This window comes from Clostridium saccharoperbutylacetonicum N1-4(HMT), assembly GCF_000340885.1.
Taxonomy (GTDB): domain Bacteria; phylum Bacillota; class Clostridia; order Clostridiales; family Clostridiaceae; genus Clostridium; species Clostridium saccharoperbutylacetonicum.
Genome location: NC_020291.1, coordinates 1,772,579 through 1,797,038 on the forward strand (window position 1 = coordinate 1,772,579; position 24,460 = coordinate 1,797,038).

Sequence of the window (24,460 nt, forward strand, 5' to 3'; positions counted from 1 at the left end):
ATGTAGTCATTATATTATAAATTGGAGTGGTAATTATTAATATAGATTTTTTAGGTGGAGCTTTAGAAGTTGGTGGAAGTTCAATCTTAATTAAAATAAATAATAAAAATATTTTATTTGATGCTGGTATTAGGCAAAATGCAAGCAAGGATAGTATGCCTAATTTTAGGGATATTCAGACTTATGGTGGCTTGGATGCAATAATCATAAGTCATGCTCATTTAGATCATATAGGTTGTCTTCCTATTATTAGTAAAGAATATCCGAATGCTAAAATATACATGAATAATATGACTAAGGATTTAGTTAAGGTTTTGTTATATGACAGCTTGAAGATAATGAGTAACAGGGAGGCAGAAATTCCTTTATATGCTGAAGTAGATGTGGAAAATACCTTGAACAGGATTTTTACTATAAATTATGAAGTGAAATTCCCTATCTTTGAAGATATGCATGTTACCTTTTATAATGCAGGACATATAGCAGGTGCCAGCTGTGTGTATTTACAGAGTCCCGAGGGGGCAGTATTTTATTCAGGTGATTTTTCCGTGTTTTCTCAAAGAACTGTTGAAGGAGCGAAATTGCCAAAGTTAAGACCTGATGTAGCAATAGTTGAATCTACTTATGGAGATAGATTACATTCTAATCGTGAAGTTGAGGAAAGAAATTTAATTGAAGCAGTAAAGGAATGTATAGAAAACAATGGAAAGATGCTGATACCAGCGTTTGCCTTAGGCAGGGCTCAAGAAGTCATTCTTATTTTAAAAAGTGCCATGAATAAGGGGCTTATAAAAAATGTTAAGGTTTATGTTGATGGAATGGTAAGAGATATTAATAGGGTTTATAATAAGAATCCATTATTTCTAAAGAATTCTCTTGGAAAGAAAATATTAAGAGGTGCAAGTCCTTTTTACGATGATAATATAATGGAAATTATGATTACAGATAATAGAGAAGAAATACTTAACCAAAAGGAACCTGTAATTATTATTTCAAGTTCAGGTATGCTCACTGGTGGTCAAAGTGCCTTTTATGCAGAAAAAATAGCACCAATGGAAAATGGATACATTATTATTACAGGATATCAAGATGAAGAGTCACCGGGAAGAAAGATTTTAGAGCTTACTGAAGCTGATGAAAATAGTGAGAGATATTTAAATATAAATGGTTTAAATATTCCAGTTAAATGCAATGTAAGAAAAGTTGGATTATCAGCCCATGCAGATAAAAATGAAATTAAGGGCGTATTAGAAAGAATATCAGCAAGAAATATTATTTTAGTTCATGGTAATGAAGAAGTTATAAGAAGTTTAGGTAAAGAAATATCAGATGAATTTATAGGAAGAACTTTTACACCAGCTTGTGGAGAAGAAATTGTTATAAACATCAGAAATCCTAGAAAGCAGTTATATAAGAACTTTCCATATGTTTTGAGGAGGAAAGAAGCATTAAATGAAGCTAATATAAATGAACTATGGAAGTGTGTTAATGAAAATTATAATAATAAGCTTTTGACAATTGAAGAATTGGCATTTATATGGAGTGGAGAAAAGAAATTTGGAATTTTACAAGATAAAGGAATGAATAATTCTTCTAGTAATAATAGTGATAGCAAGACACAGGATTTTAAAAAAATTATAATAAATAGTATATATTTTGAAAGTGATGTAAAGCGATTATTTTTATTTAAGGCAAAAACTAAGGAAGATATAGAAGAAGCATTAAAACCAAAGGAGCTTACTCAACAAGAATTGATACAGCTTGTACAGGATAAATTTAAAGCTTTTGACTACAAAAAAATTAGTGTAATGCTTGGAACAAAAGAAATAGTATTGAATTTCGATTTTCCTCAAGGAGTAGATTCTAATATTGAGGGCTTAATGAAGGAATTTTATGAAGAAACAAAATGGAAAATATGTATTAATGAAAAAATAAATAATAGTGCAGCAGAGCTTCTTATTAAAAAAATAATTGATCCAACATTGATTAAAAAAATATCCTTTTATCTAGAAAAGTTTTCTATAAATGTATTTCTTAATGGAAAAGATTCTGGGGCTGTAAGTGAAAATAAAATATTTGAAAAGGAAACTGGGTGGAAGCTTGTAATAGTTGAAGAAGGAAGTTCAGCAATTAATAATGTTTTAAGTAGTGATAAATTATTTTTTGAAGTTGATAGAATTAAAGCTATAGAGCAAAATGTAGCCTTAAATTCTATTGACAAAGCTTTTGAAAATGAAGAACATAAGCCTTATAAAAAAAGTATAAAGACTAATGGAAATGTGAAATATATTGAACTTGTATTTATATCACCTAAAATAGGACAGAAATATGAAGAAAAGCTTGAACACCTTTCACTTGAAATAGGCTGGAGTATTGCTATTTCTGGCAAAGTAAATCAAAATGAATTAATTAATATAGCAAAGCTTTTATGCGAAAAAAATGAGGTGTTATTAAAGAAAAATCCATCCTATAATCCAAGTAATATGAGCATTTCATTAAATATTACAGAGGGTGAAGAAGGTTTTGAGAAGGTTAAGTTTGAATTCGAAAAAATGACAGGATGTAGTATGACCTTAAATTAGCTGCTGAAGAATTAATAGAAATAAGTGATGAGCAAAAGCTCAAAAACTTATTTCTATTTTTTTGAGGAAGGATTTGTGATATATACATCATGTGGGGCAATGCTTTAATTAAATTTTGGACATCATTTTTGTCATATATATGTTGCAATTATCAATGTTCAATTCCCCACAGGGTACCCTTTCAGGGCATCAATTGTCAATGAAGGTTGATTTCCTTTGGAAATCTTTAAACTTTGAAGAATTATTTTTGCAATATAGATATCCAAATTAATATTCAAACTTATAAATGGAATATACATACATCATTGAGAAATTATAATCGTAACACTACACTAGAAATTAGATACATTTTTCTGGAAGCAGGCATGTGAAATTGAGCTGTGATGGTTATTAAGCAGAGAACCCAAATCTATGATTTGGTGTGAATCGCTTACTCAGCGAACGAACGTGAGTCGAGTTTCCTCTAAGGTTGTTCCATTTTCTGCTTGTCATAAATTTACCTTAGGAACATGCAGAAATGGGGGCAACCTTCCACCTAGAACTCATCCAGCGAAAATTTCACTAGTCCTGTGGAAGATAAATGTATCTGATTTCGGTAATTGTTGCATAAGTCTAATTCTCGCTTTGGATATCTATATAGGTCTTTTATATTCTTTAATAGGATAATATAAAATTTTCGATAATATTGGTATAAAACGTCTAATTTTGGGAATAAAAAGAAGAATTAATAAGAAGAATATAAATTATTGGAGTTTAAGGAGTGATTTTATACGTTTAAAGAAAAATGCATTTACATTATTTATGAATTATGAGAGTATGTATTTATTGAGAGTTAAATAGTTACTTGCAAACGATACAATGTATTATATGGATTAAATTACTACCTATGTAAAGGTATTAAGGTAAGCGTTTAATTCAATATAAATAAAAAAATATGGTTATAAAATGGAGGAATGAAATGAAAAGAGAATTAAAAAAAAGCAAACAAATGAAAAAAGATTTCAAATTATTTTCACAAAGAGTAGCATTAGCTACTTTAGCGTCTTCAGTGGTTATGTCATCAACATTTATTACTAGTGCTAGTGCTAGTACATTAAGTGGAAATAAAAGTGCTACTACCGCAAGTGATGCAAAAACGGCAGAAACTACAAACAATTTAAGTATGGCTACAAGAACTACTTTAGCAGCAGTATCTGTAGTAAATAATTCAGTATCTATATTAGATAGTGAAGGGTGGTTAGAATCAGCAAGCGTAGAATGGAGTCCTGTTGAAGAGGCTATTGGATATAATGTTTATTACAAAGCAGCAAATGGAGCAGATTCTACATATAAACAATTAGACAATCAATTAATTAGAAAATATCAATCATATTTTAGAGCTGATGTATTAGGTTTAGCACAAGGAAATTATGTGATAAAAATAGTCCCTATTATAAATAATCAAGAAGCTTCTTCCTCACAAGCAATCACAAAAACTCTTAAAGTAGATACAAATACAAGAGAAGGTTTTGCATTTTCAAAACAATCACCAATGGGTACAGGTTCTGGTGGATATAAGGATGATGGTACTGTAGCAAGTAATGCAAAAATATTATATATTACAGCAGGCAATGTAAATACAGTAACAGCAGATGTTGTAACAAATGCTAAGGGAACTAAAACTACTTGTACTGGTATCGTTAATATTTTAGCAGCACGTCAAAAGGGTTATGATAAAACTCCACTTATTATTCGTATGGTAGGAGAAATTAAAGGCTCTGATATTAATGGACTTAACAGTTCTGGATATTTACAATTAAAAGGCTGTTATAATGTAACGCTTGAAGGCGTAGGAGAAGATGCTACAGTTTATGGATGGGGAATACTTGTTAGAAATGCTCATAATGTAGAAGTTAGAAATCTTGGAATTATGATGTTCCCAGATGATGGTGTTTCACTTGATACTGATAATGAAAATATATGGGTCCATAATAATGACTTTTTCTATGGAGCACCTGGAAGTGATGCAGATCAAGTAAAAGGAGATGGATCTTGTGATATAAAACAAACTTCAACTTATGTTACAGTATCATATAATCATTTCCATGATTCGGGTAAATGTTCACTTTGTGGAATGTCAGATACAAACAATTTCTTTGTAACCTATCATCATAATTGGTTTGATCATTCTGACTCAAGACATCCACGTATTAGGGTTGGTTCTGTTCACGTGTACAATAATTATTTTGATGGTAATTCAAAATATGGAGTTGGTGTTACAAAAGGTGCTTCTGTTTTTGTAGAAGGTAACTATTTTAGAAATTGCAAATATCCAATGTTAAGTTCATTACAAGGCAGCGATATTTATGAAAATCCTAAAGGAGGCTTTTCAGGAGAAGCAGGTGGAATAATTAAAGCATATAATAATCAAATTGTAGGAGAAACAAGACTTGTTTATGCTAATCAGGATGCTAATCAATTTGATGCGTATTTAGCTTCGTCAAGAAATGAAGCAGTTTCAAGCACCTACAAGACAGTAAGTGGAGGAAATACTTATAACAACTTTGATACAGCTTCAAGTATGTATTCATATACACCAGACTCACCAGAAGCAGCAAAAGATAAAGTTACTGCTTATGCAGGAAGAGTAGATGGTGGAGATTTCAAATGGACATTTACAGATGCAGATGATGCTGATCATTCAATAAATGCTGAATTAAAGGATAAGATTGTGAATTATACATCTGACTTAGTAGCTGTTGGAGGAAACTCAGTAAGTAAATAAAGACTTGAAAATAATAACTATAATTTTTTTGAAATTATAGTTAACGTGAACAATGAGTATTTTAAAGAGAATGATATATATTTACTATAAAAGTTATATATATAAATTCTAACTAAGATTATTGTACAGCTCAATTTAAGAAATACTCAATTGATGCGACCATCAATTGATAATTGGTAATAGGACATTGATTATTGGAATAAATACAAAATTAATATTACGTATAAATTATAATGAAAAAGGGGATAGTATTATGTCAAAAAAATTAAAAACTTTATTAGCAAAATTAGCAGTTGTGTCTATGGCTCTATCTATTTGTTATGTTTCAGGAAATCCTGCTGTAAATACTTTTGCAGCAACAACTAGTTTAAAAACTACTACTGGTAGTGCTGTAACTTTCAAAGCTGCAGAGGTTGTTACAGTTAAAACTTTTGATGAATTAAAAGCAGCTGTTGCAGCAGCAGTGAGTGGACAAACAATTGAAATTGCAGCAGATAGGCTTGATTGTACAAGCCAGCTTGTACTTGATAAAGTAAATTCAGGTATTACAATAAAGGCAGCAGATGGATATTCTCCAGTGTTAGATTTTTCTTCATTTAGAGATGCAGCTAAGAAAGCAAGTCCTAAGGCAACTGGAGATTCATATGTAGGTGTTAGAGTAAGTGGAGGTAATTATACAATCCAAGGACTTACAATTGAAAAGGCATATGATAATGGAATGCTTATAAAGCCAAATTATAATAGTACATTACCAGCAGCAAAACAAGTTCCTGGAAAGCCTGATGACAATAACATTATTGACTGTGTATTCAGCTATAATGGTGATGCAGGTCTTCAAATTTCAGGAAGTAATGGTCTTGAAGATATAGGAATTAGTGTGCGTCCAAGCAACAATACAGTAACAGGTTGTGTGGCGTATAGAAACTTTGACCCACTAACAACTGGTGGAAATGCTGATGGATTTGCAGCAAAACTTTTCCTTGGAACAGGTAATGTATTTTCATATTGTGTATCAGCTGAAAATTCAGATGATGCTTGGGATAGTTTTGGTGTGGGAAATAGTGATTTAACCTATGACCATTGTGTAGCATATCATTGTGGAGATGCATCGGTTTATAGTGGAGCTTATGATAAAGCCAATGGGCTTCCAGTTGATAAGGATTTAACAATTGGTAAATGTAAAGGTAATGGGAATGGATTTAAGATGGGTTCTGGCTCATCAAAATATGGAGCTCAAACAAATGGTGTTAGAAATATGACAGATTGTTTAGCAGTTGATAATATGTCAAAGGGCTTTGATGAAAATAATGGAACAGGTACAATTAACATAACTAATGGTATGTCCTTAGGAAACAAAGCAGGTGATTATCAACTTGATCTTATGAAGGCTGGAACCTTTACAAATGTACAAGCATTTGCACAAAAGAATCTTAAAGCTCCAAGTGGTGGAAGTATAACAATTGTAGATACAACAAAACAAGCAGCTATAAGAACAGAAGTAAATGCAGCAATAGCTAAGATGAGACAAGAACTTGCGGATAAAAAAATTCCAACTCGTATGAATTTTAGTTTCTGGAAGTAATTAAATGAAAAGCCATACAAGATAGGTGATTAAATACCTAATTTTGTATGGTTTTTCTCTTTATCTGTGGATAATATATGAAAAGGACTATTAAAATGAGCTGTGTATAAGAAAATAATAAAAAACAAATCATATTCGCCTGCATAAAATGTTCTCATATGCAGTAATCACTTTGTTCTTGAAAAATATAGAATAGAATATACATGTCACAAATGATATAATATATTTCGACATATGATTATAAATAAACGTTAAGATAAAATATTTAAATGAACGGAGATGTGTTATGGAAATTATTTCAACGATTGTAAGTCAAATTAGCATTATGTGTGTATTAATGATAATTGGGTTTATTGTATATCGTAAAAAATTAATTAATGATGAAGGCTCAAAACAGCTTTCAAATTTGTTAGTATGGGTTATTAATCCTATGATTATGTTAACTCGTTATCAAATGAATTTTTCAATGGAGAAGTTAATTCAGCTTGGAATATCATTTATAATTTCTTTAGCTGTAATGATAATAGGATTTCTAATAGGAAAAATTTTCTTTAAGAAGGAACAGAGAATTGATAAGTTTGCAATAGGTTTTGCAAATGCAGGCTTTATTGGTATTCCTTTAGTTACAAGTATTATAGGTTTAGATCAAGTCTTTTTCCTTTCAGCATATTTAGTTTGTTTTAATATTTTAAGTTATACATATGGAATTTACCTTGTATCAAATAACAAAAGTTTAGTTACCTTAAAAAGTATTGTGTTAAATCCAGGAATTCTTGCTGTAGTCATTGGATTGATAATTTTTATTTCACCAATAAAGTTGCCTGATTTCTTATATAACTCTTTTAACTTAGTTGGACAAACTAATACCCCTATAGCTATGATTTTACTAGGTACATATATAGCAAAGAATAAGGTTATTACGTTATTTAATAATAAATATGCTTATTTTGTTTGCTTTATAAAATTAATTGTAATTCCAATGGTAATATTAATTTTATTTAAATTTCTTCCAGAAAATCTAGCAGAAATCAAAAAAGTTGTACTAATAGCAATGTCTACTCCAGTTGGTCTTACAGTACCAATGTTTTCACAAATGTATGGTGGGGATTATGAATATGGAGCGAAGTTAGTAGGGTTAAGCACTTTATTATCATTAATTACAATTCCTATGATATTGTATTTAGCAAATATTATTTGGTAAATGGAAGGTTGATTAATAATATTAACAGGTTAAGTCGAGAATTTAATGAAATAAAAACATAATAAAACAAGCACTAAAGGAAATTTTGATCGTGTACTAGGGATATAAAGTGAAATTATAAAAAACTATTGACTTTAGACTAAGTATATAGTTTATAATTATAGGTAATAAAATTAGTATAAATATTTTTGGCGAGGATGTCATAACTTTTTTGATGTCCTTGCTATTTTTTTGTAAAAGAAAATTATTGGGTATTAGAAACTTGAAAGAGCTATGAAATATATATTTTTTAAGTATTAATGAACAGTGTAAAAAATTAACAAAACATAAATTATTTAAAAGAGTGATGTAAGATGATAAGTAAAATTAAGATAACAGCAAAAACTAAACTTTGTTTGAGAAATACTATATTATTTTCTATTTTGATCAGTGTTTCTGCTCAAATATATATTTACCCATTTAGCAGTCGATTTGTTTTAGGCCTTGGGGTAGTTGCAATTGGTTTTGTGCTTGCAATTACAGAGCGTTCTTATCCATTAGTAATAGGAATAATCAGCGGGATTCTAACTACACTTATTCGAAGTTTTGGTTTAGCATGGGCTTCTTATAGCTATTCATTGGAAGTGGTAATACAATTTGCTCCAGCAGCTATATTTTATTTTGCTTATGGAATGTTAGGAACAATATTTCCGCTATATAAGCAGAATAAATCAATACTACGTTTATATTTTTCGTTATTAGGTTTTGATGTAATATGTAACCTTATAGAGATATCGGTTAGAAGCATGATTTCCTTAGATGCTATTAAGATAATAGTATTTACTGCAATTATACGTGCTTTTGTACAATGTATGATTTTTTTAATATACAATTATCAAAAGTTATATATTAAAAAATCAGAACACCAGAAACGTTACGCGGAATTAAATTTAATGGTTTCAAAGATATATGCAGAAGCATTTTATTTACAAAAATCTACTAATGACTTAAATAATGTTATGAAGGAAGCTTATAATTTGTATGAAATGACTAAAGGTGAAGCACAAGTTTCAACTAAAGCTTTATCTATAGCGCAAAATGCTCATGAAATTAGAAAAAATAATGATCGCGTGCTTAAAGGTATTAATGCATTGGTGGAGAACGTTGAGAAAACTGAATATATGTCAGTCTCAGAAATTTTCTCCATAATATCGGATAACACTAAAAGACAAATAGAAAGTATAAATCCTAATATTTTCATAGAATTCAAATTAGAAAAAGATATCTATATAAGAAGGTATTATGATGTATTTGCAATCTTGAATAATTTGATTATTAATGCAATTGAAGCATGTGATGATAAGAGTACGATTAGTGTAATCGGTGAAATATCAGAAAAAGAACTTGCACTTATAGTTTGTGATAATGGGACAGGCATTGAGGAAGATGTATTACCATATATTTTTAATATTGGATTTTCCACTAAATTTAATCAGGATACTGGAGCTATGTCTACAGGAATAGGACTGTGTCATGTAAAAAATCTCATTGATGATTTAGGTGGTTCAATAGAAGTAAAAAGTCAGGTTAGTATGGGAACAAAGTTTATTGTTAAGATACCAATTGTAAAGTTGTAGGTGATAAGAAACTAGTTGAGAAAGAAATCCTTTTAGGAATTGTTATAATATATATTTTATGAAAAGTCGAGGGCTTTTCAGTATGAATTATGAAGTGTAAATATAAATTGCTACATTGATTATACAATGTGCAATATTTAATAGGGGGAGCTGTTTATGGAAACAACATTTATAGTTATTGATGATGATATAGCAATATGTAAGATTTTAGAGCAAACTATTAAGAAAAATCAATTAGGCAGGGTATTATCAATATTGACAACAGGAAAAAATGCAAAGGATGTTATTTTAAAAATTAATCCTGATATTGTACTAATTGATTTATTATTACCAGAAGTTGATGGTATTGAAATTGTAAAGAATATTATTTGGAGTGGATATAAGGGGAAAGTTATAATGATATCTCAAGTTGAAGAGGGAGAAATGATTTCAAATGCATATAAGAGCGGGATACTTTTTTATATAAATAAACCTATAAATATGATTGAAACAATAAGTGTAATTACTAATGTGAAAAAGCAAGTTGAATTAGAAAAGTCCATTTCTATGATTAAGAGTGTAGTTTTCCAAGAAAATATTGAAAAAAATCAAAGTGCAAAAAAGGAATCAGAAGATTCATTAGAAGATAAATTAATGAGTATTTTTTCAGATATAAATATTGTAGGCACTGCAGGAGTAGATGAACTTAAGCTTGTTATATTGAATATAGTGAGTAAAAAACAAGTTAGTCCATCAAAGCCTTACCAACTTAAAGGAGTATATATGGACGTTGCAAGAGAGCTATATGGGGATATGTTAGCTTCTATTAATTGCAAATCTATGGAGCAGCGTATTAGAAGAACTATTACTAAGGCAATGACTTCATTAGCCAGTTTTGGAATTGAAAATGAAGAGAACAGTTTATATAAAGAATATGCATACTCCCTATTTGATATTAAGCAGGTGAAGCAAGAAATTAAACATTTGAAACATCCATCTTTTATTCAAGGAAAAATTAATACCAAAAAGTTTATAGAAGGAATATTGATTAAGATATTAAATTAAAACATATTTAAAAACTACAGAAAACTACAGAAAACACAAAATGATAAATCTCATTGACTTAAATACTTTTGAAATATATAATCTTATTCAAGATAAGTAGAAGCAAAGGAGCTTTGGTGTACATGCCAAGGCTCCTTTTTGGTTATATAGAAAAAATATGATTTTAGAAATTTGAAAGGCTTATGAATTCAAATGTGGTGCAGCCACGTTGTTGAAGAAACCTATAAAAATTATCATTGGAATGGAGAAAGAACTATGGAAGAGAATAGCAGAGGAAAAGAAAAAGTAAGCTTAAATACTGCACAGCTATTAGTCAAATGTTTAGAAGAAGAAGGCGTTAAATATATTTTTGGTATCCCAGGTGAGGAAAATCTGGAAGTCATGAATGCAATTAATGATTCATCTATTAAATTCATTACAACTAGGCATGAACAGGGTGCAGCATTTATGGCAGATATATATGGCAGGCTAACAGGAAAAGCAGGAGTATGCTTAGCTACTTTAGGGCCAGGGGCAACTAATTTGGTTACTGGGGTTGCAGATGCTCATAGTGATGGAGCGCCACTTGTTGCAATTACTGGTCAGGTTGGAACTGAAAGGATGCACATTACTTCACACCAATTCTTAGATTTATGTAAGATGTTTGAACCAATTACAAAGAGAACAAAGATGATAGTTCGACCTAATACAGTAAATGAAATTGTAAGAATTGCTTTTAAATATGCAGAAAGTGAAAAGCCAGGTGCATGTCATATAGATTTACCTGTTAATATAGCTAAGATGCCAGTTGAAGAGTGTGAAAAGCCATTAATAAAAAAAATACCACCAAAGGAACTAGCGGAACTTGATACTATTGAAGAAGCTGCTGCTGCAATATTTAAAGCAAAGAATCCTATAATATTGGCTGGAAGCAGTGCAGTTAGAGGACAAGCTAGTGAAGCATTAACTAAATTTGCAACAGATTTAAAGATTCCCGTTGTCATGACGATGATGTCAAAAGGAATTATCCCTTGTGATAATCCTTATTCTATAGCAACTATCGGTATTCCGCAAAAGGATTATGTAAATAAATTAATTGAGAAGGCAGACATGGTGATAGCAGTTGGATACGATATTGTTGAATATGCACCGTCAAAGTGGAATCCTAAAGGGGATATAGAAATCATACACATTGACACAAGGTCAGCACACATTAATAAATTGTATCAAACAAAAGTAGAAGTAATTGGTGATATTTCAGATTCACTTTTGAAGGTTGCAAGAAGAACTTCTAGAAAAGATGAGCCTAAATATGCTTTAGACATTAAGGAAAAACTTGAAATGGAAAATGAAAGCTATTCAAAGGACATGTCATTTCCTATGAAGCCACAAAAAATATTGGCAGATGTAAGAACAGTTATGGGAGCAGAGGATATTGTAGTTTCAGATGTAGGGGCACATAAAATGTGGATAGCACGACATTACAACTGTTATAAACCAAATACTTGCATAATATCTAATGGGTTTGCAACTATGGGAATTGGGGTACCAGGTGCAGTTGCAGCAAAATTAATAAATCCAGATAAGAAGGTGCTTGCAATTACTGGGGATGGAGGCTTTATGATGAATTCTCAAGAAATTGAAACAGCTATTCGTATAGGAACTCCATTTGTAACTCTAATCTTTAATGATAGCAACTATGGACTTATAAAATGGAAGCAACTTGAACAATATGGTAAGAGCTGCTATGTGGATTTCACTAATCCGGATTTTGTGAAATTAGCAGAAGGTATGAATGCTAAGGGATATCGTATTGAAAAGGCTGAAGATTTAATACCAACACTAGAAGAGGCATTTAAGCAAACTGTTCCAGTTATTATTGATTGTCCAGTTGATTATGGTGAAAACATACGATTAACTGAACGCTTAAAAGAAATTTATGCTAGTGATAATTAAAAGATAATAAAGTAAAGAATGTTTAATTTAATAAGAGTGTAAGTGAATTTTGAAGATGTGGGGATAAAGATTTGCATATGCGATTGTATAATAATGTTTAATTTTAAAATTATGATAGTGTAAAGTGAGCTATGAAAAAAATCAAGGGGGCAAGAAATGATTAAATTAGATAATATAGTTAAAAATTTTGGGGATGTTCATGTATTGAAGAATGTTAGTTTAACAGTGGAGGAAGGGGAAAAACTGGTTGTTATAGGGCCAAGTGGATCTGGTAAATCAACACTCATAAGATGTATGAACTATTTAGAAGAACCTACATCAGGAAAAGTTACTGTAGATGAGTGTGATTTAAGCTTAAAGAAAGAATTGGCTAAGGTGAGGCAATCAACTGCAATGGTTTTTCAACAATTTAATTTATATCCACACATGACAGTATTAGAGAATCTAACACTGGCACCAATAAAACTTCAAAATGTGAGTAAGAAGGATGCAGAAGAATCTGGATTGAAGTATTTAGAAAAAGTAGGACTAGAGGAAAAGGCAAATGCCTATCCAAGTCAATTATCAGGAGGTCAGCAGCAAAGGGTAGCAATAGCAAGAGCACTTAATATGCATCCAAAGATAATGTTATTTGATGAGCCTACATCAGCATTAGATCCAGAAATGATTCAAGAAGTCTTGGATGTTTTAGTGGGATTATCAAAGGAAAATATAACAATGGTGGTTGTAACTCATGAAATGGGATTTGCAAAGCAAGTAGCAGATAGAATTGTGTTTATGGATGGAGGTCAAATAATAGAAGAAGGAACTCCAGATGAATTTTTTTCAAATCCAAAGAATGAAAGAGCAAGAAGTTTTTTAAACAAAGTAATAAGATAAATAATATTATAAAAAAGGGGAGCTATATATGAAATTGAAAAAGGTATTTTTAGCATTAGGATTAGGAATGTGTATTATGATGTCAGGCTGCAGCTCAGCACAAACAGCAAGCAGTTCAGGGGGAAGTAGCTCTGAAGCAAAAGAGATACAAGCAATAAAAGATAGAGGGGTACTTAAAGTTGGGGTAAAAGTCGACGTACCTAAATATGGATATAAAAATCCTCAAAGTGGGCAAATTGAAGGTTTTGAAATTGATTTGTCAAAAGCAGTAGCAAAGAAATTATTAGGTGATGAAAACAAAGTTGAATTTCAAGGGGTTACAGCTAAGACAAGAGGTCCACTTCTTGATAATGGCGAAGTAGATATGGTTGCAGCGACATTTACTATTACAGATGAAAGAAAGAAAAGTTATAATTTCTCAGACTCTTATATAAAAGATGGAGTTGGATTACTTGTTAAAAAGAGTCTTGGAGCAAAATCATTAAAAGATTTAAATGGAAAAACTATAGGTGTGGCTCAAAGCTCTACAACTAAAGCGGCTCTAGAAGATGAAGCAAAGAAGCAAGGCATCACCCTTAAATATTCTGAACTTGGTGGCTATCCAGAACTTAAGGCAGCATTAGATTCAGGAAGAATTGATTGTTCTGCAGTTGATGCATCTATTTTAAATGGGTATGTAGATGATTCAACAGTGATTTTAGATGATAGATATAATCCTCAAGAATATGGTATTGCAAGTAAAAAAGATAATACTGAACTTGCTAAAGTTATAAATGGCGTAGTAAATGATATGAAATCTTCTGGTGAAATGGATAAATTAATTGCAAAGTGGGAAATTAAGTAATGAATGGACCTTTTTCGTTATTTAAATGGGAAGCACTTTTTAAAGACTTTAGCATATTCATTGAGGGATTTATAACAACACTTGAAGTATCAATATTAGGGCTTATGCTGGCCCTAATACTTGGAGTCATTTTTGGAATGCTATCTACAAGTAAAATCAAATTTTTTAAAATTATAAGTAGAATATATGTTGAGATAATTCAAAATACGCCCCTTGTAATTCAAGTATTCTTCTTATTTAATGGTTTGCCATATGTAAAAATAGTATTGCCAGTGTTCCTTATAGGAGTACTTGGAGTAGGGGTATATCATGGAGCATATATATCTGAGGTTGTAAGAACTGGTATAATATCAATACCAAAGGGACAGTTTGAGGCTGCAAAATCACAAGGTTTTTCACACATTCAAACAATGAGATATATAATATTACCACAGACAGTAAAGATAATAATACCGCCACTTGCAAATCAGTTAGTAAATCTAATAAAGAATACATCTATATTAGCAATGATTGCAGGAGGAGACTTAATGTATACAGCTGATTCATGGTCAAGTTCAAATATGTACTATGGACCAGCATATGTGATAACAGGTGTACTTTATTTTATATTGTGTTATCCACTTGCAATGTTTTCAAGGAAACTTGAGCTAAGGGAAAAAAAGAAATCGTCAATTAATATTGAAAAATCTATGGCTGCACAAACTATTGCAGCGGAAGGAGGGCTATAATTATGTCAACAGTATTTAATCAAACTAATTTGATGTTTTTAATGCAAGGAATAAAATTGACATTAACTATAGCCCTAGTATCAATTATCCTTAGTATGTTTTTTGGAACTATTCTTGCCGTCTTAAGAAATTTTTCAAAAGGAATCTTAGGAAGATTTGCAGCTGTATATATAGAAATTTTTAGAAATACTCCATTACTATTATGGATATTATCTATTAGATTTTTAGTTCCAATAAAACCTATGTATTCAGGAATTCTATCATTTACACTATTTACTTCAGCAGTTATGGCAGAAATATTTAGAGGTGGGATGAATTCTGTAAGTAAGGGGCAATATGAAGCGGCTTATTCACAAGGTTTTTCGAAATTCCAAGCATTAAGATATATTATTTTGCCTCAAAGTTTTAGACGCTGTATTCCCACATTTTTATCACAGGCAGTTACTGTAATAAAAGATACATCCTTTTTATGGGCAGTTGGAATAGAGGAATTTACAGGAAAAGGTATGATTCTCATGGGAAGTTTTGTCTCATCATCCCAAATATTTTTATTGTTTGGAGCTATAGCAGGAACTTACTTTATAATTAACTTTGCTATATCATGTGGTGTTAGAAATATTAGAACTGAATATTAATAATATAAAATTCTATTAGAGCAGGTTTGTTATTAACCTGCTCTGTAAATTTTTCACTTATAGTGAAGTTTTTTCTTATATTTACGAATATAAAGAAGTAGATAATATAATTTATAAAACACAGAACGGAGGAATTTATTTATGAAGATAAATTCAAAAACATTGAGAAATGTTAAAATAACTAAAACCATAATATTAATATGGTTCTTGTCGCTTATAGGAACAGTTGCTATTGGAGGGGTAGGTTACTTTAGCACTAATAAGATGTATAATTTAACAAATCAAATTAATAGTGATGTCATTCCTAAACTGAGGGATTGGGGAGACGTTAATGGATATATGGGCGTTTTACGGAACACGTTAACAAAAATAATTGATAGGGATTTTGATCCTGCAAATGAAAAATCAATGCTAGAACTTCATGATAATATAACTACTATAATTGAGCAAGAAACAGTTGCATGTAAAGATGATGAAAATGAAGCAAAGCTGGTTAATGATGCTAAAACAGCATTTGAACACTATTATTCCTTTATACCTAATATTATAGAACAAAGAAAACAAGGACTAACACCAGATAAACAAATAACTAATGTAGACATGGGAAAATACGGATCAGATTTGGCTAAAAATATTACTGATCTTGTAGATTATCAAAAGAATGCTGCTAATATAAAAAATGATGAAGCAAGAAAGCTTTACCACAATAATATGATTATATTTGGCATTATATTTGGATTATCTTTATTGATATTATCAATAATTTCATTGATAGTGGCTGTAGCTATAAAAAATCTTATAGGAGAATTTACAGCTAAATTAAAAACTTTATCAGAAGGTGATTTCACCATTGAAATTGATACAAGCTTGAAAAACGAGTTTGGTGTTATGAATGCAGCCTTGAAAAAAACTATTGATTCAATTGCAAATATCTTAAAAAATATTGAATCAGATTCAGGATTGATATCTGAACAAGCTAGTTCTCTGTCTAATCTATCTGAGGAAATGAATAATTCAACAAAAGAAATATCAAATGCAATAGAGGCTGTTGCTCAAGGTTCTTGTAATCAAGCAGCAGAACTTTCAACTATGAATAGCTCTTTAAATTCTTTTGGAGTAACACTAGATGATGTTGCAACGACTATAAGTGGTGTAGATAGTAGTACTAAGGAAATAAGTGCTAAAGCTCAAAATAGTAATAAGGAATTAACACAGTTAATAAGTTCAATAGGAGATATATCAAATTCCTTTAATGAAGTAACTTCAAAAATATCAAATTTAACTAATAGCGTTAAAGCTATAACTGAAATTACAGTTTTATTGAATGATATAGCTGAACAAACAAGCCTTTTAGCTTTGAATGCAGCAATTGAAGCAGCAAGAGCTGGAGAAGCAGGAAAAGGATTTTCTGTTGTTGCTGAGGAAATAAGAGATTTAGCTGAGCAATCAAAGAATTCTTCGAGTGATATTAATGAATTAATAAGTTCTATAGAAAATGAAACCAATGTAGTAACAAAAACTACTACTGATGCAAATGAAGCTCTTTCAAAGCAGATTTCTATTATAGATATATCAATAAATTCGTTTAAAGATATTATTGTTTCAATAGAAGCTATTATACCTAAGGTTAGTGAAATTAATAATTCTATATTAGAAGTAAATAAGAGTAAGAATAATATTATTTCTGTTGCAGAAAATACTTCAGTTGTTGCAGAAGAAAATTCTGCCTCAGCAGAAGAAATTTCAGCTACAACTCAAAATATGATAACTTCTTCAGATAAAGTAGAAGGAACCTCTAAGTTATTAAAAGAAAAGACAGCTTCAATGATAAATCAAATTGAAAAATTTACTCTATAACTATATAACTTTTTGCTAATTTATGGTATGTTATTTATGTATGCATAATCAATAATAAATTTATTGGTTATGCATACAGTTGTTTAAAGGAGGTTTAATATGGCTAAGATTATGTTGATAGAGGATAATGAAAATATAAAAAATGAACTTATTGAATTTTTAAGAAGATATGGATATGAAGCTTATGGACCAAGCGACTTTGAAAATATAGTTGAAATAGCTTTAAAAGAAGAACCAAATTTAATTTTACTTGATATAAATCTTCCCTACTATGATGGATATTATATATGCAGGGAAATTAGAAAACAAAAGGATATACCTATAATAATTGTAACAAGCAGAGATAGTGAAATGGATGAAATTATGAGTATGAATCTTGGAGCCGATGATTTTATTACAAAACCATATAATACTCAGATACTTCTTGCAAGAATTGCAGCGGTTCTAAGAAGAGCTTCAGGAGGCAATTCGTCTTCTGAAATAGTTGAACATAAGGGATTAAAGTTAAATATAACAAATGGAAGTGTAAGTTTTAAAGAAGAAAAGATTGATTTAACAAAAAATGAACTTAGAATACTTCTTTGTCTGATGAAAAATAAAGGTGGAATAGTTAAAAGAGATGACCTAATGGATTATTTGTGGAATTCGGATATTTATGTTGATGATAATACTTTGTCTGTGAATGTCACAAGATTAAGAAAGAAACTTCAAGAGATAGGATTTAAAGATGGAATAGAAACTAAGAGAGGATTAGGTTATATTTTGTTATGAATACAAAGGAATATTTTCTTTCAAAGGCTCCATATATTGTAATTAATTTAATAGTATATTCGTTAATTCTTGTTATTATGGGGATAATTAATGTCTCTGGAGTTATAATGTTTGTTGTTTTTTTAATTTGGTTTTTGCCTTTGACCGTGTATATAATAATAGATTACTTTAAGAAGAAAAGTTTTTTTGATAATATCAATTCAATTATTGAAAATTTGGATAAAAAGTATCTATTGCCTGAATTAATAAAATCACCAAATTTTTATGAAGGAAGAGTTATATATGAAACATTAAGTGACTGTAATAGAAATATGCATGAGCATGTTAATTTTTATAAACATCTTCAACAGGAATATAGAGAGTATATTGAAGCTTGGGTGCATGAAATAAAAACGCCAATATCATCATCAAAATTAATTATAGAAAATAGTGAAAGCAAAGATAAAAATGCTTTAGGAGATGAACTTAGAAAAATTGAAGGCTATATAAATCAAGCGCTGTATTATTCTAGAAGCACTGATGTAAGCAAGGATTATATAGTGCGTGAATTTGAAATAAAGGAAGCAATTCAAGAGGTGATTAGAAATAATAGGAGGGATTTTATAAATAAAAAAATATCTGTAGACATTGAACAAGTAGTTGGAAAAGTGATTACAGATATTAAGTGGATAATATTTATTGTAAATCAAATTATTATTAATTCAATAAAATATAGTAAGACTAATAATGCTAATTTAAAAGCTTATACAACTTTTGGGAAAGAAAATATCATATTAACAATTGAGGATAATGGAATTGGTATTCCTAAAAATGAGATAAATAGAGTTTTTGATAAAGGCTTCACAGGTGAGAATGGAAGAAAGTATGGGAAATCTACGGGGATAGGTCTTTATTTGTGCAAAAAGCTTTGTGAAAAGTTAGGCCTTGGAATATCTCTAAGATCTGTAGAAGGTGAAGGTACTGAGGTTAATATAATTTTCCCAATTGGAGATTTTTCAAACATAAAATAGTCGCAATTAATAAGTGTAACATTAAATAATGATTGTTTTGATAATTTGAGTTAATATTCCCTATGGTTACTCGATAATATAAGTAATGGATAATTTTAGGGGGAATAGCTGATGAAAGTTGAAGAGGAGAAGATCCTATCAGTACAAAAGAAGTGCTTTAAATCAATTTTAAAAGCTAACAAACACAAAGAAGAAGATTTCTCGAAAATTATTAAAAATTTTCAAAAAGTACATAAGAAGATGTTTAATGTATATTTAATAGCAGAAAAAATAGAAAATAATGCTGCTGTAAATGCTGAAGAATATTCGTTTATAAAAGAAAACGCACCAGGTCTTTTACAAGCAGCCGAACTAGAAAATCAAAGGAAAAATGAAAGTAAAATAGAAGAAAAAATACAAAATTAATTCATTAAATGTAGAGCGCTTACCTTATTTGAATAAGTAGGTGCTCTATATTTTATGATTATTATTTAATTTACCTTACAATAATGAAAGAAATATGAAAGCTAATTCAATATGAAAAAAAGGTGCTAGATATTAGAATATAGTCATGGAGTTAGAAAAATCCAATTTAATTAGAAAACGGAGGAACAATTATGGAAAATATTTTAAACGTACAAAATGTAGAAAAGTATTATGGAAGTAAAGACAATGTGACTAAAGCACTTGATAATATAAGCTTTAAAGTTCAAAAAGGAGAATTTGTTGGAATTATGGGGCCTTCTGGTAGTGGGAAAACTACTTTGTTAAATTGTATTTCAACAATAGATAAAGTTTCTACTGGAGAAATAATAATAGATGAAGATGATATTACAAGATTAAAAAGTAGGAAATTAGAAAAATTCAGAAGAGATAAGCTTGGATTTATATTTCAAGATTTTAATTTATTAGATACATTAACTGCATATGAAAATATTGCATTAGCCTTGACAATTGCCGGTAAGCGAGGAAAAGAAGTTGATGAATTAGTTAGGAAATCAGCTGAAAGCTTAGAAATAACAGAAGTGCTAAACAAATTTCCATATCAAATGTCAGGAGGACAAAAGCAAAGGGTTGCATCAGCTAGGGCTATAGTAAATAATCCAAAGCTTATATTAGCGGATGAGCCAACAGGAGCTTTAGATTCTAAGGCTGCAAAATTGCTTTTAACTTCTATTGAAAAATTAAATAAAGAATTAGAAGCTACTATTTTGATGGTAACTCATGATGCTTTTACAGCAAGTTATGCTCATAGAATATTGTTTATTAAAGATGGAAAGATTTTTAATGAATTAGTCAGGGGAGAAGATTCTAGAAAAGATTTTTTTAATAAGATTATTGAAATTGTAACTCTTCTTGGAGGTGATTCTAAAGATGTATTCTAAAATGGCTCTAAACAATGTAAAGAAAAGCTTTAAGGATTATACTATATATTTTTTGACTTTAACTTTTGCAGTATGTATATTTTATAGCTTTAACTCAATTGAATCTCAATCTGTAATGGCTGATATGAGTAAAGGTCAGGCAGGATACGTTAAAGTAATGGAACAAATGATTTCAATTATATCAATAGGAGTTTCTGTTATTTTAGGTGGGTTAATAATATATGCAACTAAATTTTTGATTAGTAAAAGAAAAAAAGAATTTGGAGTATATATGATTTTAGGAATGGCCAAAAGAAAGATGTCAAAGATATTATTTTTTGAAACTTTATACATCGGTATAATATCCTTAGTGGCTGGATTATTACTTGGACTACTATTTTCACAAGTATTATCAATTTTTACCGCTAAACTTTTTGCAATGCAAATGACAAAATATAGCTTTGTAGTATCAACAAAAGCTATATTAAAAACAATCTTATACTTTGCAATAATGTATTTATTAGTAATGATATTTAATGTAATTATTGTTTCAAGATATAAATTGATTGATTTATTATGTGCAGACAAGAAAAATGAAAGGGTAAAGATTAGAAATCCTTTTTTAGCAGCACTTATTTTAATTCTTTCAATAATTGTTTTAGGCTATGCTTACTATTTAGTAAATAAGGCTGGCTTAAATTTCTATGATAATAGATTTAAAGCATCTATAGCCCTTGGAATTTTGGGAACTGGACTTTTCTTTTATGGAATTGCATCAGCTGCATTTTTTCTACTTCAAAAAAATGAAAATTTGTATTTAAGTGAATTAAATATATTTAATATAAGGCAGATTTCAAGTAAGTTTAATACTAATTTCATTTCTATGACAATAATTTGTTTAATGCTTCTTGTGACAATAGGTACTCTAGCATCAGGGCTTAGCATTAAAAATTCTATGGAAGGTACATTGAAAAATCAAACACCCTTTGATGCATCTATTGTATTATCTAGCAATAAAGGCAATGAGGTGCCTTCAACAATTGATGTTTTAAAACAGTTGAATTTGGATTTAGATAAGGATATTAAGTATTTCACTATTGCAAGTTATGAATATAATGCAAGTGCAAAAGATTTATTGAATAAGTATGCAGTTACTGATGATCAAAAAGGTGTGCTAAATATGAAGATTTTTGAAAAACTAAGTATGATTAAAGTATCTGAATATAATGACATGAGAAACTTAAAAGGTGAAGCAAAAATAAATCTTAAGGATAATGAAATTTTAGTATCCTCGAATTACGAACCGTTAAAAGAATTATTAACTAAGTTTGTAAATAATGAAAACTCAATAAAACTTGGAAATAAGGAATTTAACCTTAAAGAAAAGAAAGTTAATGAGGAGGCTTTTTCAACTTCACCTTCAAGTGATAGTTTATTAACCTTAATCGTTCCAGATAATTTAGTGGAAGGCTTGAAACCAACAGAACAAATGGTGAACTTGAATTTTACTGGAGACAATAAAGAAAAAGCTAAAGCAGAATTAACTACTATACTTAATGATTTTACCTATAATGCTGGCAATGAAAGTGAAAAAGCTAATTATAATATTTATGGGTTTACAAGGGAAATGGCATATGAGGCCAATAGAGGCGTATCAGCATTAATATTATTTATAGCTGTATATTTAGGAATAGTATTTTTACTAGCAAGTGCAGCAGTATTAGCACTTCAACAATTATCTCAGTGTAATGAATCAATAGAACGATATAGAGCTCTAAGAAAAATAGGTGCAACTAAGAAGATGATTAATAAAAGTATATTTAAGCAAGTGGCAATATTCTTTACATTACCATTAGGTCTTTCAGTGGTCCATTCTTATGTTGGAATAAAAGTGGTAAACAATTATTTAATTGTATTAGGTTCTTCAGACCAGTTAAAATCTATTTTAGTTACAGCTTTGATAATGGTTATAGTTTATGGCGGATACTTATATGCAACTTATATAGCTTACAAGAATGTAGTTGCAAATGAATATAATTAGTTATTAATCCAAACCAAGAATCAGACTTATGCGGTAACTTACCGAAATCCAATACATTTGTCTTCTGCAGGACTAGTGAAATTTTCGCTGGAAGGTTCTAAATTGGAGCTTATCACCATTTTAGCGTGTTCCAGATGTAAAATCCCCAAGGAGAAAGTTCATGTTTCCAAATATAAAAGCTCCAGGGAGAAAGTGCGTGTTTCCAAATATAAAATTTGGACACTTACTTTTTGGACATTCACTTTTAGACATGCTAAAATGGAACAAGCCATAGAGGAAACTCGACTCACGTTCGCTCGCTGAGTAAGCGATTCACACCAAATCAGTTTTTTAAAGGAGGTTAACTCATGATGAGTTAACTAAGTTCAAGAAACCAAATCATAGATTTGGACTTTCACTTATCTGCTTAATAATCATCACAGCTTAATTTCATATGCCGCTTGCACAAATATGTATCTAATTTCTAGTGTAGTGTTACGATTATAATTTCTCAATAATGCATAATGCATACATATTCCATTTATAAGTTTGATTATTAATTGGGATATCTATAGAATAAATATACATTGAAAAAGTAATTATTGAAAGCTTAAAGAGACCTTAAGCAGAAATTAAAATACATTGATTATGAGCATTGACAATTGATCAATGTAACATATATATTAAGGCATATTAAAAATTTAAATTAGTTTTAGTATGCTTTTTTATTAGTGATTATAGAATTATTATCTAAAATATAGTAAATTATATAGTAGTATACATAAACTTATTAAAGTAGGAGGAAAAATTATGTACGATAAAATAATGGAATCAGTAGAATACATTAACAGTAAGGTTAATAGAAAGCCTAAAATTGCAGTAATCCTTGGAACAGGGTTAGGAGATTTGGTTAGTGAAGTAAAAGAAGTAGAAGAAATTCCTTATGAGAATATTCCAAACTTTCCTGTGTCAACAGTTAAAGGACATGAAGGTAAGTTAGTATTTGGAAAAATTAATGGAATAGAAGTAATGTTAATGCAGGGAAGATTTCATTACTATGAAGGTTATACAATGAAGGAAGTTACATATCCAATATATGTGATGAAAAAATTAGGTATAGAAAAAATCGTTGTAACTAATGCTTGTGGTGGAATAAATAAAAGTTTTGAGCCAGGAACATTAATGATCATTAATGACTTTATAAATTTATTTGGAGATAATCCTTTAATTGGAATAAATGATGAGAGACTTGGGCCAAGATTCCCTGATATGTCAGAGCCTTTTAAGTTAGAATTTATTGATAAGGCAAAGAAAATAGGAGAGGAATTAAAAATAAATTATGCAGAAGGAGTTTATGCAGGATTTATGGGGCCTTATTATGAAACTGCAGCAGAAATAGTGATGATTGGACGTCATGGAGCTGATGCAGTTGGAATGTCAACTGTACCTGAGACTATAGTTGCAAATTATTTAGGAATGGATGTACTTGGAATAGCTTGCATAACTAATATGGCTACAGGAATACAAAAAGTAAAACATTCTCATGATAGAGTAGTAGAAATAGCTCAAAAGGCTTCTATAGATTTATGTAAGTGGGTAGCAAGGATTATAGAAGAAATTTAGTAATATGTAGACTGAGATTGGGTATA

Annotated in this window: 18 protein-coding genes; all 18 read left to right on the top strand. The window is 29.9% G+C overall.

Annotated elements, in window-relative coordinates; genetic code table 11:
* Positions 1–26 precede the first annotated feature (26 nt).
* The 18 genes from CSPA_RS07880 (at position 27) to CSPA_RS07965 (ending at position 24,434) form a co-directional block, all read left to right on the top strand.
* Positions 27–2,582, top strand: a complete 2,556-nt coding sequence (locus CSPA_RS07880) for an MBL fold metallo-hydrolase (protein WP_015391703.1) — start codon at positions 27–29, stop codon at positions 2,580–2,582.
* A gap of 958 nt (positions 2,583–3,540) precedes the next feature.
* The gene (locus CSPA_RS07885) at positions 3,541–5,346 is read left to right on the top strand and encodes a pectate lyase family protein (RefSeq protein WP_015391704.1); all 1,806 of its coding nucleotides are present in this window, start codon (positions 3,541–3,543) and stop codon (positions 5,344–5,346) included.
* Positions 5,347–5,599: 253 nt separating this feature from the next.
* On the top strand, positions 5,600–6,928 hold the full coding sequence (locus CSPA_RS07890; protein ID WP_015391705.1) for a hypothetical protein: 1,329 nt from the start codon (positions 5,600–5,602) through the stop codon (positions 6,926–6,928).
* Positions 6,929–7,214: 286 nt separating this feature from the next.
* Positions 7,215–8,129 (top strand): AEC family transporter, encoded by a 915-nt coding sequence (locus CSPA_RS07895; protein WP_015391706.1) that lies wholly within the window; start codon positions 7,215–7,217, stop codon positions 8,127–8,129.
* A 353-nt stretch (positions 8,130–8,482) separates the two neighbouring features.
* Positions 8,483–9,745 (top strand): ATP-binding protein, encoded by a 1,263-nt coding sequence (locus tag CSPA_RS07900; RefSeq protein ID WP_015391707.1) that lies wholly within the window; start codon positions 8,483–8,485, stop codon positions 9,743–9,745.
* Between the two features lie 156 nt (positions 9,746–9,901).
* Positions 9,902–10,789, top strand: coding sequence for a response regulator (locus CSPA_RS07905; protein WP_015391708.1), 888 nt, complete (start codon positions 9,902–9,904; stop codon positions 10,787–10,789).
* 255 nt (positions 10,790–11,044) lie between these two features.
* Entirely contained in the window at positions 11,045–12,724 is a 1,680-nt protein-coding gene (locus CSPA_RS07910; RefSeq protein ID WP_015391709.1) for an acetolactate synthase large subunit, read from the top strand.
* Positions 12,725–12,880: 156 nt separating this feature from the next.
* Entirely contained in the window at positions 12,881–13,603 is a 723-nt protein-coding gene (locus tag CSPA_RS07915; RefSeq protein ID WP_015391710.1) for an amino acid ABC transporter ATP-binding protein, read from the top strand.
* Positions 13,604–13,631: 28 nt separating this feature from the next.
* Positions 13,632–14,447, top strand: coding sequence for a transporter substrate-binding domain-containing protein (locus tag CSPA_RS07920; protein WP_015391711.1), 816 nt, complete (start codon positions 13,632–13,634; stop codon positions 14,445–14,447).
* Positions 14,447–15,175 carry an amino acid ABC transporter permease gene (locus CSPA_RS07925; RefSeq protein ID WP_015391712.1) on the top strand — a complete coding sequence of 243 codons (729 nt, stop codon included), beginning with the start codon at positions 14,447–14,449 and terminating at the stop codon, positions 15,173–15,175. The genes CSPA_RS07920 and CSPA_RS07925 overlap by 1 nt, the downstream gene beginning before the upstream one ends.
* A gap of 2 nt (positions 15,176–15,177) precedes the next feature.
* Positions 15,178–15,810 (top strand): amino acid ABC transporter permease, encoded by a 633-nt coding sequence (locus tag CSPA_RS07930; protein ID WP_015391713.1) that lies wholly within the window; start codon positions 15,178–15,180, stop codon positions 15,808–15,810.
* A 141-nt stretch (positions 15,811–15,951) separates the two neighbouring features.
* Positions 15,952–17,667: a methyl-accepting chemotaxis protein gene (locus CSPA_RS07935; protein ID WP_015391714.1), complete on the top strand. Its 1,716-nt coding sequence runs from the start codon at positions 15,952–15,954 to the stop codon at positions 17,665–17,667.
* A 99-nt stretch (positions 17,668–17,766) separates the two neighbouring features.
* Positions 17,767–18,438, top strand: a complete 672-nt coding sequence (locus CSPA_RS07940) for a response regulator transcription factor (RefSeq protein WP_015391715.1) — start codon at positions 17,767–17,769, stop codon at positions 18,436–18,438.
* Entirely contained in the window at positions 18,435–19,448 is a 1,014-nt protein-coding gene (locus CSPA_RS07945) for a sensor histidine kinase (RefSeq protein WP_015391716.1), read from the top strand. Before CSPA_RS07940 ends, CSPA_RS07945 begins: the two co-directional genes overlap by 4 nt.
* Positions 19,449–19,559: 111 nt before the next feature.
* Positions 19,560–19,853 carry a hypothetical protein gene (locus tag CSPA_RS07950; RefSeq protein ID WP_015391717.1) on the top strand — a complete coding sequence of 98 codons (294 nt, stop codon included), beginning with the start codon at positions 19,560–19,562 and terminating at the stop codon, positions 19,851–19,853.
* A gap of 191 nt (positions 19,854–20,044) precedes the next feature.
* On the top strand, positions 20,045–20,812 hold the full coding sequence (locus CSPA_RS07955; protein WP_015391718.1) for an ABC transporter ATP-binding protein: 768 nt from the start codon (positions 20,045–20,047) through the stop codon (positions 20,810–20,812).
* On the top strand, positions 20,802–22,832 hold the full coding sequence (locus CSPA_RS07960; RefSeq protein ID WP_015391719.1) for an FtsX-like permease family protein: 2,031 nt from the start codon (positions 20,802–20,804) through the stop codon (positions 22,830–22,832). Before CSPA_RS07955 ends, CSPA_RS07960 begins: the two co-directional genes overlap by 11 nt.
* 789 nt (positions 22,833–23,621) lie before the next feature.
* Positions 23,622–24,434 carry a purine-nucleoside phosphorylase gene (locus CSPA_RS07965; protein ID WP_015391720.1) on the top strand — a complete coding sequence of 271 codons (813 nt, stop codon included), beginning with the start codon at positions 23,622–23,624 and terminating at the stop codon, positions 24,432–24,434.
* The last annotated feature ends 26 nt before the right edge of the window (positions 24,435–24,460 follow it).

Excerpts from the sequence above, each read along its gene's own strand:
- CSPA_RS07885 (WP_015391704.1), top strand. The coding sequence starts at position 3,541 with ATGAAAAGAGAATTAAAAAAAAGCAAACAAATGAAAAAAGATTTCAAA.
- CSPA_RS07950 (WP_015391717.1), top strand. The coding sequence starts at position 19,560 with ATGAAAGTTGAAGAGGAGAAGATCCTATCAGTACAAAAGAAGTGCTTT.
- CSPA_RS07905 (WP_015391708.1), top strand. The coding sequence starts at position 9,902 with ATGGAAACAACATTTATAGTTATTGATGATGATATAGCAATATGTAAG.
- CSPA_RS07930 (WP_015391713.1), top strand. The coding sequence starts at position 15,178 with ATGTCAACAGTATTTAATCAAACTAATTTGATGTTTTTAATGCAAGGA.
- CSPA_RS07895 (WP_015391706.1), top strand. The coding sequence starts at position 7,215 with ATGGAAATTATTTCAACGATTGTAAGTCAAATTAGCATTATGTGTGTA.
- CSPA_RS07940 (WP_015391715.1), top strand. The coding sequence starts at position 17,767 with ATGGCTAAGATTATGTTGATAGAGGATAATGAAAATATAAAAAATGAA.
- CSPA_RS07965 (WP_015391720.1), top strand. The coding sequence starts at position 23,622 with ATGTACGATAAAATAATGGAATCAGTAGAATACATTAACAGTAAGGTT.
- CSPA_RS07955 (WP_015391718.1), top strand. The coding sequence starts at position 20,045 with ATGGAAAATATTTTAAACGTACAAAATGTAGAAAAGTATTATGGAAGT.
- CSPA_RS07890 (WP_015391705.1), top strand. The coding sequence starts at position 5,600 with ATGTCAAAAAAATTAAAAACTTTATTAGCAAAATTAGCAGTTGTGTCT.
- CSPA_RS07920 (WP_015391711.1), top strand. The coding sequence starts at position 13,632 with ATGAAATTGAAAAAGGTATTTTTAGCATTAGGATTAGGAATGTGTATT.
- CSPA_RS07960 (WP_015391719.1), top strand. The coding sequence starts at position 20,802 with ATGTATTCTAAAATGGCTCTAAACAATGTAAAGAAAAGCTTTAAGGAT.
- CSPA_RS07945 (WP_015391716.1), top strand. The coding sequence starts at position 18,435 with ATGAATACAAAGGAATATTTTCTTTCAAAGGCTCCATATATTGTAATT.
- CSPA_RS07900 (WP_015391707.1), top strand. The coding sequence starts at position 8,483 with ATGATAAGTAAAATTAAGATAACAGCAAAAACTAAACTTTGTTTGAGA.
- CSPA_RS07915 (WP_015391710.1), top strand. The coding sequence starts at position 12,881 with ATGATTAAATTAGATAATATAGTTAAAAATTTTGGGGATGTTCATGTA.
- CSPA_RS07935 (WP_015391714.1), top strand. The coding sequence starts at position 15,952 with ATGAAGATAAATTCAAAAACATTGAGAAATGTTAAAATAACTAAAACC.
- CSPA_RS07925 (WP_015391712.1), top strand. The coding sequence starts at position 14,447 with ATGAATGGACCTTTTTCGTTATTTAAATGGGAAGCACTTTTTAAAGAC.
- CSPA_RS07910 (WP_015391709.1), top strand. The coding sequence starts at position 11,045 with ATGGAAGAGAATAGCAGAGGAAAAGAAAAAGTAAGCTTAAATACTGCA.